The sequence below is a fragment of the Paenibacillus sp. CCS19 genome, from assembly GCF_033239625.1.
GTDB lineage: Bacteria > Bacillota > Bacilli > Paenibacillales > Paenibacillaceae > Paenibacillus_T.
This window is the reverse complement of sequence record NZ_BTCK01000055.1, coordinates 1-15,087: the sequence shown is the minus strand read 5'-3', so window position 1 is coordinate 15,087 and position 15,087 is coordinate 1. Positions and strand designations below refer to the sequence as shown.

General features: G+C 50.9%; 19 protein-coding genes. All 19 read right to left on the bottom strand.

The features are described 5' to 3' along the window. Window positions 1-5 precede the first annotated feature (5 nt). On the bottom strand, window positions 6-980 hold the full coding sequence (locus tag SBI19_RS25875) for a polyprenyl synthetase family protein (RefSeq protein ID WP_317972413.1): 975 nt from the start codon (window positions 978-980) through the stop codon (window positions 6-8). Between the two features lie 54 nt (window positions 981-1,034). Then, entirely contained in the window at window positions 1,035-1,874 is an 840-nt protein-coding gene (locus SBI19_RS25870; protein ID WP_317972412.1) for a menaquinone biosynthesis protein, read from the bottom strand. Beyond that, window positions 1,864-2,508 (bottom strand): UbiX family flavin prenyltransferase, encoded by a 645-nt coding sequence (locus SBI19_RS25865; RefSeq protein WP_483312340.1) that lies wholly within the window; start codon window positions 2,506-2,508, stop codon window positions 1,864-1,866. Before SBI19_RS25865 ends, SBI19_RS25870 begins: the two co-directional genes overlap by 11 nt. Beyond that, complete coding sequence (locus tag SBI19_RS25860) at window positions 2,502-3,377, bottom strand: UbiA-like polyprenyltransferase (RefSeq protein ID WP_317972411.1); 876 nt, start codon at window positions 3,375-3,377, stop codon at window positions 2,502-2,504. The genes SBI19_RS25865 and SBI19_RS25860 overlap by 7 nt, the downstream gene beginning before the upstream one ends. Further along, window positions 3,374-4,093 carry a demethylmenaquinone methyltransferase gene (locus tag SBI19_RS25855; protein ID WP_317972410.1) on the bottom strand — a complete coding sequence of 240 codons (720 nt, stop codon included), beginning with the start codon at window positions 4,091-4,093 and terminating at the stop codon, window positions 3,374-3,376. The genes SBI19_RS25860 and SBI19_RS25855 overlap by 4 nt, the downstream gene beginning before the upstream one ends. A gap of 4 nt (window positions 4,094-4,097) precedes the next feature. Then, window positions 4,098-4,967, bottom strand: a complete 870-nt coding sequence (locus SBI19_RS25850) for a heptaprenyl diphosphate synthase component 1 (protein ID WP_317972409.1) — start codon at window positions 4,965-4,967, stop codon at window positions 4,098-4,100. A gap of 126 nt (window positions 4,968-5,093) precedes the next feature. Beyond that, window positions 5,094-5,699, bottom strand: coding sequence for a hypothetical protein (locus SBI19_RS25845; protein ID WP_317972408.1), 606 nt, complete (start codon window positions 5,697-5,699; stop codon window positions 5,094-5,096). Window positions 5,700-5,843: 144 nt separating this feature from the next. Next, complete coding sequence (gene mtrB, locus SBI19_RS25840; RefSeq protein ID WP_191203087.1) at window positions 5,844-6,071, bottom strand: trp RNA-binding attenuation protein MtrB; 228 nt, start codon at window positions 6,069-6,071, stop codon at window positions 5,844-5,846. A gap of 232 nt (window positions 6,072-6,303) precedes the next feature. Continuing rightward, entirely contained in the window at window positions 6,304-6,579 is a 276-nt protein-coding gene (locus SBI19_RS25835) for an HU family DNA-binding protein (RefSeq protein ID WP_110043397.1), read from the bottom strand. Window positions 6,580-6,862: 283 nt separating this feature from the next. Continuing rightward, window positions 6,863-8,341 carry a stage IV sporulation protein A gene (spoIVA, locus tag SBI19_RS25830; protein WP_317972407.1) on the bottom strand — a complete coding sequence of 493 codons (1,479 nt, stop codon included), beginning with the start codon at window positions 8,339-8,341 and terminating at the stop codon, window positions 6,863-6,865. Between the two features lie 277 nt (window positions 8,342-8,618). After that, window positions 8,619-9,386 carry a hypothetical protein gene (locus tag SBI19_RS25825; protein ID WP_317972406.1) on the bottom strand — a complete coding sequence of 256 codons (768 nt, stop codon included), beginning with the start codon at window positions 9,384-9,386 and terminating at the stop codon, window positions 8,619-8,621. An 18-nt stretch (window positions 9,387-9,404) separates the two neighbouring features. Continuing rightward, window positions 9,405-9,773 carry a 2Fe-2S iron-sulfur cluster-binding protein gene (locus tag SBI19_RS25820; protein WP_317972405.1) on the bottom strand — a complete coding sequence of 123 codons (369 nt, stop codon included), beginning with the start codon at window positions 9,771-9,773 and terminating at the stop codon, window positions 9,405-9,407. A gap of 66 nt (window positions 9,774-9,839) precedes the next feature. After that, window positions 9,840-10,136 (bottom strand): 2Fe-2S iron-sulfur cluster-binding protein, encoded by a 297-nt coding sequence (locus SBI19_RS25815; RefSeq protein ID WP_317972404.1) that lies wholly within the window; start codon window positions 10,134-10,136, stop codon window positions 9,840-9,842. 15 nt (window positions 10,137-10,151) lie between these two features. Continuing rightward, window positions 10,152-10,334 carry a DUF2768 family protein gene (locus SBI19_RS25810; RefSeq protein ID WP_317972403.1) on the bottom strand — a complete coding sequence of 61 codons (183 nt, stop codon included), beginning with the start codon at window positions 10,332-10,334 and terminating at the stop codon, window positions 10,152-10,154. A gap of 236 nt (window positions 10,335-10,570) precedes the next feature. Continuing rightward, a complete protein-coding gene (locus tag SBI19_RS25805; protein ID WP_317972402.1) occupies window positions 10,571-10,852 on the bottom strand; it encodes a stage VI sporulation protein F in 282 nt (93 codons plus the stop codon). 84 nt (window positions 10,853-10,936) lie between these two features. Further along, window positions 10,937-11,998 (bottom strand): NAD(P)H-dependent glycerol-3-phosphate dehydrogenase, encoded by a 1,062-nt coding sequence (locus tag SBI19_RS25800; protein ID WP_317972401.1) that lies wholly within the window; start codon window positions 11,996-11,998, stop codon window positions 10,937-10,939. 8 nt (window positions 11,999-12,006) lie between these two features. Further along, a complete protein-coding gene (plsY, locus tag SBI19_RS25795; RefSeq protein ID WP_317972400.1) occupies window positions 12,007-12,609 on the bottom strand; it encodes a glycerol-3-phosphate 1-O-acyltransferase PlsY in 603 nt (200 codons plus the stop codon). Between the two features lie 71 nt (window positions 12,610-12,680). Next, window positions 12,681-14,003, bottom strand: a complete 1,323-nt coding sequence (gene der / locus SBI19_RS25790) for a ribosome biogenesis GTPase Der (RefSeq protein WP_317972399.1) — start codon at window positions 14,001-14,003, stop codon at window positions 12,681-12,683. 130 nt (window positions 14,004-14,133) lie between these two features. Beyond that, on the bottom strand, window positions 14,134-14,793 hold the full coding sequence (locus SBI19_RS25785) for a YphA family membrane protein (protein ID WP_317972398.1): 660 nt from the start codon (window positions 14,791-14,793) through the stop codon (window positions 14,134-14,136). Window positions 14,794-15,087 lie beyond the last annotated feature (294 nt).

Sequence of the window (15,087 nt, the reverse complement as noted above, 5' to 3'; positions counted from 1 at the left end):
GTTCCTTAATAATTGCGTTTATTTACAAAATGAGCGATATCCCTCAAGCTTTTCTTCGCCGGAATATCAGGAAGTCCTTCTAGTGCAGCCAACGCTTTCTGAATATATCGTTCGGCAAGCTTCTCGGATTGCTCAATCCCGCGGCTGCCGCGGATGAGTCGAATCGCTTCCGTTGTGTCCGCAGTACCGTCTGATTCTCGAATACGATCGATCTCACGGAGCAACGGTTCACGAATGGCAGCCTCCTGCAAAGCCAGAAGAACCGGCAGCGTCATATTGCCCTGGCGAATATCAGAGCCTGGCGGTTTGCCGATCTGCTTCGCTGTTCCGCATAAATCAAGCAGGTCGTCGCGAATCTGGAACGTCATCCCAACGTTATAGCCGTACCGATACAGTTGATTGGCCGCTTTCTCGCTTGCTCCCGCGGCAATAGCGCCAAGCTGGCAGCTGATTGCGATGAGCAGTGCCGTCTTGCGTCGAATACGCAGCAGATAGCGACGAATCGATTGCTCCGTATTGAAGAAATCGCGAATTTGCTCCATTTCGCCAATACACATCTCGACCATTGCTTTGGAGAGGATCTGATGGATGCGCGGGTTATCGAGCTGCGTCGCCACCGTGAGCGCCCTGCCGTGAATATAGTCACCCGTATACATCGCGATTCGATTGTCCCATTTGGATTTGACGGTCAGCTGACCGCGGCGAGTCTCAGCGTCGTCGATGACGTCGTCATGTACGAGCGATGCCATGTGGATTAATTCCAGCGGCACGGCAACCCATTTCATAACGTCGAGATTGTATTGACCGAACTTGCCGGAGAGCAGCACGATGACTGGACGAATCCGTTTGCCCCCTGCCTTCAGCAGATGGTTCGATGTCTCCGTCAGCATCGCATGATCCGATGTGACCGCCTTCGCTAACTCCGATTCGATTACGTTAAGATCGCCCTTCATCCGGGCGAATATGTCCATTAGTTTCATTGGTCGGGTTCCACCTTAAGGTTTTGCGCATGCAAAACCAACTTCGTAAGCATATCAACTATTGAAAAATGCGATATCCGGCTCGCTTTCGAGCAGACCGAGCTGAGCGGCGTAACGGAAGTACAGCCGAAGCCCTTCTTGTCTTCGCTGACCGAAATCATATTTGAGCGTTCTAAAATAATGATGCCAATAGTCCGGCGTGCCGCCAAGCTGTTCACACGCTTGACTTACGAGCGGACTAAGATCGGCCAAGCTTTTATTTTTACTATCTATCATAGCACGATGGACAGCCGCAATCACATCCTGTTGTGCTGACGCTGCATCTTTACGGACGGCTACTACGGCATACGTCATTCCGTAGCCAGTAAAACGATGCCACATCTCACCTAAGTCAATGACCTCAAGCCCATGGTCCCGCCATGATGCTTGAATCGCGGTGTCGCCGATTAGAAGCGCTGCATCCGCATGCTCGAGCATACGGTCAAGATCAGGCTCCATCGTCTCGTACGAAGGATTCCCTTCCAGATAGCAGGACATGAGAATTTTGAGCAAATTAACCGAAGTCGCAGACGTATTCGTCATGGCGATCCGACCGTTGCGCACCTCATCCAGCGGCTTCTTCAGGAACAACAGGATGGAATGCACGGTACCTTCGGAACTCACCGATAAATCGGGGAGCAGTAAATATTGTTCTGCGTGATAAGCATAAGCAAACGACGATACAGCAGACATCGCCAGCTCGCCGTTCATCAAAGCTCGATTCAGCTGCGCAGGAATCCGGGAGACGATGTGCGCGCCGTGCGGCGCAAGCACATCCTCGGTTGCATAATGGAACAATGGCCACGCATTCGCGTAATCAATTCTTCCGACGGACAGCGGTTGTTCACTCCGCATGTCCTTCACCTCCCCATCTCTTGAATAGGCGGTGTTCAATCGCCATGATGTCCAATACTTTGCCAACCAAGAAATCGACAAGGTCATCTATAGACTGCGGACCAAAGTAAAAAGCCGGCATCGCCGGCACAAGCTTAACGCCCATTCTGGCGAGTGTCAGCATATTTTCCAAATGAATCGCATGCAGCGGCGTTTCTCTTGGTACGATGATGAGCTGACGCCCTTCCTTCATCATGACATCCGCTGCTCTTGTCATCAGGTCATCCGATATCCCATGTGCGATGGATGCGAGCGTTCCCATCGAGCAAGGCATGATGATCATACCGTCAACCCGGTACGAACCGCTTGCAATAGAAGCGCCGATATCGGCATTCGGGTGGAAGGTCAGTCGACCTCCACCTTGAACGCTGCTGAATCGATCCTGGAGTGCAGCCTGCCGTTTCGTAACGTCCCAGCCAAGCTCCTCTTTCAGGACGCGCCAGCCGGCATCCGTCACCACAACATGAACGTCTGCGCCTTCACGGAGCAGCACTTCGATCAACCGAATGCCGTAGATGGATCCGCTTGCTCCTGTAATGCCAACGACCCAGCGAGGAGGCCGCATAGCTGTGCCGTTCTGCAGTCCGGTTACCATTGACGCAGTACCAGCACATCCAAGATTGTAAAGGCGAACAATACAACGCTAAGCGTTCCGTTCATTGGGAAGAATGCAATCTGTACGCGGCTCAGGTCGTTCGGACGAACCAGCCAATGCTGATAGAACAAAATGATGATTGCAATAATCGTCCCAACCAAATAGAGCCAGCTTAGATTCGTCAGAATGACAAGGGATGCAAAGCAAACTGCCGTTGCAATATGGAACGAACGTGCGATCCACAGCGCACGGCTAATGCCGAAGCGTGCTGGTATCGAGTGAACCTTATGCTTGCGGTCAAACTCAAAGTCTTGCGTAGCGTATACCGTATCGAAGCCTGCAAGCCACAATGCAACCGCTGCATACAGAACCCAAGCTGAGGCATCGAACTTGCCCGTGACAGCTACCCATGCGCCAAGCGGCGATAAACCAATGGTCAGGCCAAGTACAACGTGACAAAGCCATGTGAAGCGCTTCGTATAAGAGTACAACACGAGCATGAAGACTGCGACCGGCATCAATTTGACGCACAGCGGGTTCAACTGCGTGGAAGCCCAAATCAGAAGAGCGAATGATACGATAATGAATGCAATAACTTCTCCGACTTTCAACAAACCAGCAGGGATCGCACGTTTCTCCGTCCTCGGATTAAGCGCGTCGATGCCGGCATCGATCAGCCGGTTAAGACCCATTGCCGCGCTGCGCGCGCCGACCATGGCAAGAATAATCCATCCGATCTCGGACCATTCAGGCAGCTTGTCATTCTCGACGATACCGCCAAGAATGGCGCCCATGAATGCGAATGGCAATGCAAAAATCGTATGTTCGAACTTGATCATTTCTAAGAAGATGCGTATTTTGCGTATCATGCCTTGTCTTTCCCCTTTACGCCGATATGCAGCGCAGCGACGCCACCCGTCAAAGGAAAGGCTTGTACGTTCTGCAGACCGGTATCTCTGAACATCTGCGCTAGTTGATCGCGACCCGGAAACGCCCGGAGCGATTCAGGCAGCCATTTATATTGCTCGTAGCTCTTCGCTACGAAGCGGCCGATTAACGGTAAAATGCGTTCGAAGTACAAATTGTACATGCCCTTGAATGGCTGCCAAGTCGGCTTCGACACCTCTAAGCAGACTACGCGCCCCCCCGGCTTGACGACGCGCTGCATCTCTTGCAGCACTCGCGTATAGTCCGGTACGTTACGTAGGCCGAATCCAATGGTCGCATAATCGAAAGAGTTGTCCGGAAAAGGCAGCTCCATCGCGTTGCCCTGTACGAGCTCGATCTGATTGCTCAGCCCTTCCTTATTCACCTTCTGTTTGCCGACCTCCAGCATATTCGAGCTAAAATCAAGCCCAACCGTTCGGCCATTCTGGCTTGCCTTCGCAATGGCGATCGTCCAATCGCAGGTACCGCAGCAAAGATCGATTGCTGTTGCTCCTGGCTGAACATTCATTTGCTTCATCGTAAATTTGCGCCATGCCTTATGACGGCGGAAGCTGATCAAGTCATTCATTAGATCGTATTTAGGCGCGATCTTCTGAAAGACGGATTGTACATGTGATTCCTTAGAATGAATATCCACGCTGTCACCTCATCTCACTATGCATCACCGGTGCCGCCAGCGATTGCAGGAATGACTCTGCGATGCTGCTTAGCTCTCCGGCGCACTGACTATTCGTCAGACGTTCTATCGCTGCCTTTAATTGCTCTACTTGCTGTGCAAGCATCTCCTCAAGCAGCTCCGCAATGCGATATCTGCTTGCCAGCTCGATGCATGCCTGCTGGGAATTATCGGTACCGGCAAGGTTTAACAAAAGCTGCCGATCCGCATCTGTCCCGACATCCACGATGTACCAGTATCCCCAACCATCTAATCGCTGCTGCCGTGCTTGCTGCCATTCCTCGTGAATGGTTTCACAACGAGCGACTGTAATAAGCAAGTCGTTCCATTGACTGGATAACGGCGCTTCCAGCATCTCATCGAAGGCTCGGAACAACTCCGATTTAATTAAAGCTCTATAGGCCACATATTGATCTGGCGACATCCGATTTTGTTGCTGCTGGTTGTAGAAATTCATTTTCAATCGATTGACTTCGCACACCGCTTCGCTTAGCTTGCGCACCATGCCGACCTTGCCTGCTTGAGCAAGCAGGTTATAGAATCGGCTGCTGTAATAGTCGCCGCCCAGTACGTTCAACTGTCTAGCACGCATCGCCCGCTCAGATAGCGGTGACGTATTCGTGTCTATTCGATCATGTGTATCAAGGCCCATCTGAACGAGCGCTACGACGACCGCATACAGCTCATGATGCTCCTGTTCTGTGCCATAGGCATTCAAACAAGCAGCAAGAAGCCGTATGCGCGCTTCTGGAAAAGCAGGCAATTCCGCATATAGCGAAAGCATGTCGTGCTCGGTGTATTTGCGAGTAAGTTGTACGATTCGGTCATGTATCATTAAGAAAGCCTCCGAACAGAGCAGCAGTGCTTGCTGTCCAATTATCTAAACTATTATAGCACAAACAGGCTATTGCGCCTACGCATGCTCTTGTTGTTCACGATATTGCTACAGGAGGCTAATCATTCACTGCTGCTGATCAATGAAAGCTGCGTTCCGCTTCGACTGCCAGAGCGGCGTAAAGGATAAACGCAGCCGATTGCGCCAATACGAATCGGTCTCTGCATTCGATATGCCATGCCAGCCTTCCTCACCAAGGCCGACCCAACGGTCGGTCCGTCTGACATCCGCGGCAAGCAGCAGCCGATAGCCGCCACGACTCTGACTTTCTGAGCGCTCGAACACGCCAGTCTCTGCAGATTGCGGCAGCTCGCCGACTCGAAGCAGAACGCGATCCACATTGGACAGCTGAATGAAAGACATCTGCCAGATTTGCTCGGCATCCTTCATCAACGTGCGCACTGCTTCATCATCAAGCGTTTCATCAGACGGTATGATTAAATCAAGCGAAAGCGTCGGCGAAGACCAGTCCACTCGTTTCACTTTCGCATGCAGCGAGAGCGTCAGCAGCCAGTCCACAAGATTCGTATTGCTCAGCCGTTTCTCCACGGCTTGCGTGTTCGTCATATCGCGCAGCACGGGTGCTGCTTCATGTGGGTGAATAAACATCAGCATTCCTGTTATTAAAGCTGTAACCAGACATGCAGCCAGCATCGATCGGCCAAAAGGCATAGAGGATCCCCGCTTTCGCTTAACTGCTTTACTAAACAGCAGCCAGCTTGTTCTTCCTCTTATTGTACGATTCGAAGCCGAATGTCATTCCAATACCGTGAACAACAAAAAAAGCAGGCAATGCCTGCAGATGCTTCGGATTATTTAGTTATCCGTTTCAATCGTCCCATACTTCGTCAAAACAGTCGCTTTACCACGGATTTTGATGGCAGATGTATGGTCGGTAAATTGAAAAATAAACACCTCGCCCCGATCAAGCTTCTCCGTATGGTGGAATTTCGTATCGGTGCCACGTGTCAGTCCAATGACGACGACGCCTTGTTCCTTTGCCTTCACAACAATGTATTCGCCTTGGTTGTTATTGTTTTCCATGCCGCACCCTCCCTATGTCGCTCGCGGATAATTTGCTAATGGCTACAAAAAACTGCTCCTTTCGCAGCGAAGCGAGAAGCAGTGTAAACTTCGTTATGTATTGCGAATCACAATTTATGCAAAATTGACTCTATCAGAAGTGTATATACGATGTCAATAGAACGGCGCGGACTGAAGCCCAGACATTGAAAAACGCCCGGAGGACTTCCCTGCCGGACGTTCGCAAATGGTATTAGTTGGAGCAAAGGTCTTTCAACGACTTGCCTGGTTTGAAGGCAGGCATTTTACTCGCAGGGATATCGATTTCTTCGCCCGTTTGCGGGTTCCGTCCTTTACGAGCTTGACGCTCGCGAACTTCGAAGTTGCCGAACCCTACCAACTGGACTTTATCACCGGTTTGGAGCGCGTCGGAAATCGCGTCGAATACAGCGTCAACTGCTTTCGTCGCATCCTTCTTCGACAAATCTGTCAACTCAGCCACTTTAGCAATCAGATCCGTTTTATTCAATGGTTTCACCTCCCCTGATGGCAGCGTGAGACGGTTCATTATCTTCTGTTTCTCCGATTGTTGCAAAAATATACCTGAGGCGAACAAACTTATAGTAATACAGCCGATTCTCAATTACAAGTATGTGTTACATTTTCTAAGCCTTACCTATTAATAAGCTACGAATTGTCACGAAATCGGTCTATTTATAGGTAGAAAATCGAGTGTTTCGCCAACACGCAGAAACCGCCTCCCCACGGCCGTAAAGCCATTGGGAAAGCGGTTGTGCATTCCAGCCTATCAGTTAGAGAATAATAGCGATCAGACCACCGGAGCCTTCGTTAATGATGCGGCCAAGCGTTTCCTGCAGCTTATAGCGCGCATTGTCCGGCATCATTGCGATTTTGCCTTGGATGCCTTCGCGGACGATGGAGTGCAGCGATCTGCCGAAAATATCGGACTCCCAAATCTTGATCGGGTCGTTCTCGAAATCCTGCATCAAGTACCGGACAAGCTCCTCGCTTTGCTTCTCGGTACCGATAATAGGCGCGAACTCGGACTCGACGTCGACGCGAATCATATGGATCGATGGAGCGGTCGCTTTGAGTCTTACGCCGAACCGCGAGCCTTGACGGATGAGCTCAGGCTCATCGAGCGCCATCTCGGCAAGCGATGGTGCGGCGATGCCGTAGCCTGTCGTCTTGACCATCTCCAGCGCCTCAGCGAACCGATCATACTCCCGCTTCGCGTGAGCGAACTCCTGCATCAGCTGAAGCAGATGATCCTTGCCTCTGATTTCGACGCCGACGACTTCCATCAAGATTTGGTCGTACAGCTCATCTGGCGCGTACAGGTCGATCTCTGCTACACCTTGACCCATATTCATACCGCTGAGCCCTGCTCGCGCGATAAAATCGTAATCCATGAACTGCGCTACGACGCGATCAACGTCACGCAGCCTGCGAATGTCCTTAACTGTGTCGCGAACCGAATTCTCGTAATTCGTACGCAGCCAGTGGTTATCGCTGAGCACCATAACCCAGCTCGGCAGATTGACGTTGACTTCATGTACCGGGAACTCGTAGAGTACTTCGCGGAGCACCGATACGACTTCATCTTCGCCCATCGACGCCGCACTCAACGCCATGACTGGAATATCATATTTGGCTTGAAGCTCGCTGCGCAGCTGCTGCGTTTCTTCGCTGCGTGGACGAGTCGAGTTGATGATGAGGACGAACGGCTTACCGACTTCCTTCAGTTCGCCGACAACCCGCTCCTCAGCTTCGATGTACGAGCTGCGCGGAATTTCAGCGATCGATCCGTCCGTTGTAACGACGACGCCAAGCGTCGAATGCTCTTGAATAACTTTGCGCGTACCGATCTCAGCGGCTTCTTGGAACGGAATCGGCTCTTCGAACCATGGAGTCGTAATCATCCGCGGACCGTTCTCGTCCTCATAGCCTTTAGCGCCTTGAACCGCATAGCCTACGCAATCGACCAGACGAACGTTAACCTCAAGTCCTTCCGCCACCTTCAGCTTAACCGCCTGATTAGGGACGAATTTTGGCTCCGTCGTCATAATCGTTTTGCCGGCTGCGCTTTGCGGCAATTCATCGATCGCACGGACACGGTCAGCATCATTCGTTATATTGGGAAGCACGACCGTCTCCATGAAGCGTTTAATAAAGGTTGATTTGCCGGTGCGGACAGCGCCGACTACGCCGAGGTAAATATCACCGCCGGTCCGTTCGGCAATGTCTTTAAAAATGTCCACTTTTTCCACTCAATATCCCTCCCAATTGATATTCCGGTACGCCGCCATCTCCACCGGACAAGAGGGGCAGGCTAGCGACTCTACTCGTACAACGTTTTGGACTAGTACTATCTTATTGCGTTACGAGGACAAATATGCCCACATCATTCATGAACATTTCTCTCCATCCGCACGCGCCCGGCCTTCCACGAATCACTTATATGCCCTGCTAGAATAAAAAAGAACTTTATTACGCAGGGCGCGTCAAGCGCTGCTGGTAATAAAGCTCTCTCTCAAAATACTATTCTTAATTCGTATCCGGCTGCGCTTGCGGCTCTCCGTTCACCCACGTAAATGGCGGCGATTTGACCGGCACAAGGTCAGTCGACTGCGCAAGCAGCTCCCGTACATCGTCGCCTTCCTTCGGCGTAGTGCCGCTCTTCTGCACAGCCTGCACAATATCAAGACCGTAGTCCAGATACACGTTGCCGCTGACATCGATCATTGGCGAGATTGCTCTGCCGCTGTAGATCGAGAGAAGCTCGGGCTCTTTCTTGCCGAGCTTGCCGAAATCAATTCGATAGTAGCCAGGATATGCTTCTTCCTTCTTCGGCAGTTCTTGTTTCGAATCGTTGTTCGCATAATCATCCATCCAGCGTTGAATATCGCTTACCTGCTGGTACATTGCAATATCCATCAGCTTTACTTGGCGGGTCGTCTCTTCATTGATGATAATGTAATAATAGTGTCCTCCGCCTTCGAATGCCTGCGACGGCGGATCGGATATGTAATGACGGCTCTTCAGCTTCGGCCAATCGACGCGATACTTCTCGTACTTCGGCGTATCCACACCGCTCGTAATGATCGGCAGCATGCCCGTGTCCGTGAAATATTGATTGATGACCGTCTGCGCGTTCAATACGGCGTCCTTAGCCGGCATTTGATTCTGTACTAGTTGATCTTTAGGGTATAAGCAGCCCGTCGCAGTCGACATGAAGAGGAGCAGCACGAGCGCCGCTCCTCCGCGCCGAACGATACGACGGCTAGCTGCTGCTAGACGTGTTCCTCGTTGCATAGCTTTACAGCTCCATTTCTACCATAACGTATTATCATCATCATTCTGCTGCTCAAGCAGCTTGCGCACGGCTGCTCGAAGCGGATCCTCCGGCAGCATCAATTCGGCGGGGCCCGTTACTTTTGCTTGACAGCCGAGGCGATAGCCTTCCTCATGCAGACTGCCCAGCTTGCGCAGTTCGTTGTCTCCGGTCGGCGATAATCCGAATCGATTCTCACCAACATGACGTACCTTACACATCATACAGGATGCCTTGCCGCCGCAACGCGTAACGATCGGCAGTCCTGCGCGCCTTGCCGCATCCAGTACCGTCGTTCCTCGTTTAATCATTGCCTTCTTCCCGCTAGGCTGAAACGTTACTTCGTAGACGTTATTATTCGTATTCATCGCGTTCCTCCGAGCGTAATGCAGCTGCCCAATCGAATGAGTAAGCCGCCAGAAGACTTCATCCCTCTAAAAATACGGCTTATTAATGGCAGCAATTCGTCCATCTGTTGAAACAACAATCGCTTGGCAGCCCAGTCGATAGCCTTCGTCGAACTCCTCGGGCTCCAATCGGTCCCACTCTTCATCCGTTATCTCGCCAAGCAGTTCCATGCCCTCCGTTACAAGACATCTGCAGCGCGCACATGTGCCACGCGAACAAGAAAACTGCCAATCCACATTTGCCCTCAGCGCAAGATCAAGAATAGACTGTCCTGTGATCGGCTCTATTTCGGCTGTTTTTGTTTTTCCTTTTAGTTCCAGCATATATTCAACCTCTTCTTATGTAAGTACAGTGAATGCGCCGTAAATAAATCCGAATACAAGCATGACGAACGCAACGAGCGACAATACTGCCCGTACGGCGCCTTTCGTCTTATATCTGGCGAACGATATTAGAAAAGCCGAGAAAGCCATTAAGCCAATGCCAACAAACGATATCCACATTTTCGTCATTGGATCCATTTTTTGTATCACCTCTCGTCCTAACGATTCTACCAATCGATTATCATTTGATATGTCGAATCTTTCCGTACTATTATAGCAGAACCCGCCTGTTTGTCCCACCAACGAAACCGCATAGATTATGCCTAGAATTTGAACAAAAAAAGAAACGGCTGACCGTCAAACGCTAACGGCGCCGTTTCGCCTTCCTTATGCGTGAACATTATGTCCGAACCGATGCTTCGGTCGGCCATAGATCACTTCTTAATCATCATCTTCATGATCGTCTCGATATTGTTCATATTCATGCCGCTTGCTTTCACAGCTTTCACGATATCGTTAATCGTCTTGTCGCTGACCGGCACTTTCGCCATTGAGGATACTTGTTTGATCAGCTTCGTGAGTTCCGCCTCGCTCTGCAGCGTGTTCGCCGTAACGCCGCTTGCGATCTTCTTCACTTCCGTTTCCGATATCGCCTTGCCCGTTTTCTTGTTGACGGCATTCAGAACGTCCTTCGACAGGTTTTTATCGTTGCCCATCTATCCGCCGCCTCCTCTCCAAGCGCTGCAACTTCGATTCCATGAATAGCGAATCGTACGCTGCTAGCATCATATGAGAGGGCTTTAGCTTTGGTGTAGGCCCCAGTCCCGAGTGACTTGCTCGCTTTCGTGTGTTCGTCCACGTCCCATCAGCCTATTAACAGCCGTTGTTGGCTCGCAGCCTTCAAACAGTACGCTGTACAGCTGGTCCGCGATTGGCATCTCAACGCCGAACTGCTCTGACAGATGTCTTGCTGCCTTCGTCGTCTTCACGCCTTCGACAACCATACCCATCTGTTCAAGCACAGCTTCGAGCGGAATTCCCTGCGCCAACTTATGTCCTGCACGCCAGTTACGGCTGTGTTTACTGTTGCAAGTTACGACCAAATCACCAACGCCAGCCAGACCCGCGAAAGTGAATGGGTTAGCCCCCATAGCCGTTCCAAGTCGGCTGATCTCCGCTAAACCGCGTGTGAGCAGCGCTGCCTTCGCATTATCGCCGAAGCCCAGTCCGTCCGTCATGCCTGCCCCGATTGCAATAATGTTCTTAATCGCTCCGCCAACCTCTACCCCGATTACATCCGGGTTTGTATAGACGCGGAAGTACGAGTTAATGAACGAATCCTGCGCCTGCTCAGCACGTCCCTGATCAGCCGATGCAACAACGACGGTCGTTGGCTGACGCTTCGCGACTTCTTCGGCATGGCTTGGGCCAGACAATACGCACAGCGATTCCTCTGCGCGTCCTAGTTCTTCGGACAAGACAGTCGTCATCCGCTTCAAAGTATCGGCCTCAAAGCCTTTCGTCGCATGGATGACAAGTGCGGTCTCGGACAAGAATGGTGCAGCTTGTCTAGCTACTTCGCGCATCGCAGAAGAAGGTGCTGTGAACAGGACAAGCTCAGCACCTGAGAGAGCCTGTTCCATTGAGGTTGCAGCGGTCATCGACTTCGGCAGCGGACAATCCGGCAAATATTTGTCATTCCGATGATTGTCATTCACTTCGGAAGCCTGCGATTCGTTACGCGTCCAGAGCGTAACGTCGAATCCGTTGTCTGCAAGCACCATTGCAAGCGCAGTGCCCCAACTGCCGGCAACCAGAACAGCAGCTTTGCCCTTGCTGTTCTCAATCTTTGCGAATGTCATGATCTATCCTATCCTCTCTTCGCGCCCAGCTTGTTCTCTTTGCCTTGTACAAGCTTCACCAGATTGGAACGGTGGCGTACAAATGCAAATACGCAAATAAGCAAGCTTGCCCAAAGCATCGGTCCGCTGCCTGTCATGACGCCAATACCGACCGGCACAAGCGCGGCAAACAGGAGGGAACCAACTGAGACATAACGCGTTGTCGCTATAACAGCGATCGCGACAACACCAGCAATAAGCGCCGGAATGAAAGCGAGTGTTGCAATGACGCCAACCGTCGTTGCAATACCTTTGCCGCCTTTGAAACGGAACCAAACAGGCCAGTTATGACCTACGATGGCTGCAAGACCGCACAGCACCGGCGCCCAAGAATCATAACCGCCATTCAAAGCGTGTCCGATCCAGACAGCAGCAACACCCTTGGCAATATCAAGGATGAATACTGCGATACCTGGACCTTTCCCCAGTACACGCAATGTGTTCGTTGCACCCGCATTGCCGCTGCCGTGCTGGCGAATATCAATGCCCTTCACCAGTCGCGCTATGACAATGCTGAATGACACCGAACCTAACAAATAACTGATAATTACCGCTATGACTGCGTTCAACAAGCTTGTTCTCCCCTACTTGTCTAGCCAAACGACTAGTCGATTATGGTACGCATCGGTTTCGTCAATGCTCATTAATCCGAATCGGACTTGCGTCTAGTGAACAAACGTACCGGCGTGCCGTCGAAGTTGAAAGCAGCACGGATTTTGTTCTCCAAGTACCGTTCGTACGAGAAGTGCATAATCTCTGGATCATTAACGAAGATGACAATCGTCGGCGGCTTCGTTGCAACCTGCGTTGCATAGTTAATGCGCAGACGTTTGCCTTTATCCGTAGGCGGAGGATTGATGGCAACCGCATCGGAAATAACATCGTTAAGAACGTGGGTCTGAATCCGCAACGCATGCTGCTCCGATACGTGGTTCACAACCGGCAACAGCTTATGTAAGCGTTGTTTTGTTTTGGCGGACAGATAAACGATTGGTGCATAGTGCATGAACAGGAAGTTATCGCGAAGATCCTCCGTGAACAGCTGCATCGTTTTCTCGTCTTTCTCCACGACATCCCACTTGTTCACGACAAACACACTTGCCTTGCCTGCCTCATGCGCATAACCGGCAATATGCTTATCTTGATCGATGATGCCTTCCTCGCCATTGATAAGAATAAGAACGACATCGGCGCGTTCAATGGCTTTCATCGAGCGCATGACGCTGTATTTCTCGGTCGTCTCATAGACTTTGCCGCGCTTGCGCATGCCGGCCGTATCGATCAGTACATATTTCTGACCATCACGTTCGAATGGCGTATCGATCGCATCACGCGTAGTGCCTGCAATATCGCTTACGATAACGCGTTCTTCACCTAGCAACGCATTAACGAGCGACGACTTGCCGACGTTCGGTCGGCCGATCAGCGCGACACGGATTACATCCTCATCATATTCCTCGTCCACCTGCTCCGGCAGCTTCTCAATCGCAGCATCCAGCAAATCGCCGATACCTGTGCCATGAGAGCCGGATATCGCTACAGGCGTTCCGAAGCCTAATCCATAAAATTCATATACGTCGTCCATGCGGTTGAAGTTATCAACTTTGTTCACCGCTACGACAACGGGTTTATGCGAACGGAATAGCATTTGCGCTACTTCGTCATCCGCATGGGTCATTCCGGCTTTTGCATCTACCATGAATATAATTACATCAGCTTCTTCGATTGCAAGCTCAGCCTGCATCCGAACCGATTTCATGATCTCGTCTTCGCCATCGATCTCGATACCGCCGGTATCGACGATGCTGAACGCTCTGCCGCTCCATTCGCCGGTTCCATAGATCCGATCACGGGTTACACCCGGTTTATCTTCTACGATGGCCAGCCGGTCGCCGATGACCCGATTAAAGATGGTGGACTTCCCCACATTCGGCCGTCCGACTATTGCGATAACGGGTCTTGCCATAACATTCCAACTCCTTCGATCATACTCACGACTTCCACTATAACAAAAAACATACCGCTTGGCTAACATTTCATAGTAGAGGTTTCTCAAAAATTCCGCTTTTTTGAACATGCGCTATTAACATGGACGTCTATTCTTCTCCGCCGCCGGTGCCGGCGAATCGGAACCGCCATTTGTCAACGGCGGATCGCATCATTCGGAACAGCAGTCCGAGGACGCATGTTGTAAACAAAGCAAGCAAGTAGCTATCCCACCATGCCAAGGATCCAATCGTGATGCCACTTAGCGAATGTTCTTGCTGCAGCCATCCTACAAGCACCGGTTGCAATACAGATGCAAACGTTACAACAACAAATCGCATCGCGCTATTGGCAGGCGACATGAGTACAGCCGATATGCCCGTCATAAAGGCTGCGTCCAAGGTCGCATGATAAACAATAAGCACAGGGTCATTCATATATAAAATGCGAAGCCATCCCCCCATCATAGCGGACAATATAGATGCGAATAGAACGTAAACTCGCTGCAGGGATCCTTCCTGACGATGCAGCATCATACCGGCGATCGCCCATATTGTCAGCCAACAAACCGACAGTTGAATCGAAATGCTCTCCTGATGATTCAACCACCGATCAAGCGACAAGGAGAAAGGATTTGTTAGCATACAGCCAGCTGCCAATATCGTCAAATAGGGCATTGGAATTCGTTCGGCAATCAGATCTTTCCAGCCAGTCGTGAATAGAATGAAGAAAATAATCGTTAGCCCGAGCGACAAATAACCGGCATTCATTGTACAATTTCACCTCGCATACCTCTATTATGCGCTGTGACATTCACTTCTACCCTCCTTAAGCCTACTATCCGGCTAAATCCTCCTTGCAAGAGCCTCCCCAAGCAAAAGGAACTTGAGATAGGCAGAGGCGCATGTAAGTTACATGGAAAGCCAGGACTCGCGAACCCCGCTTTCTTGTGAACCACAGCTTCCTATTATAAGTAAGAAATAAAAAAATCCCCCTCGTCCTGGTCAAGACCCTAATTAATGGACAGTAAGAAAAACCCCTACTTCGCAAGCTGGCTCTGGTAC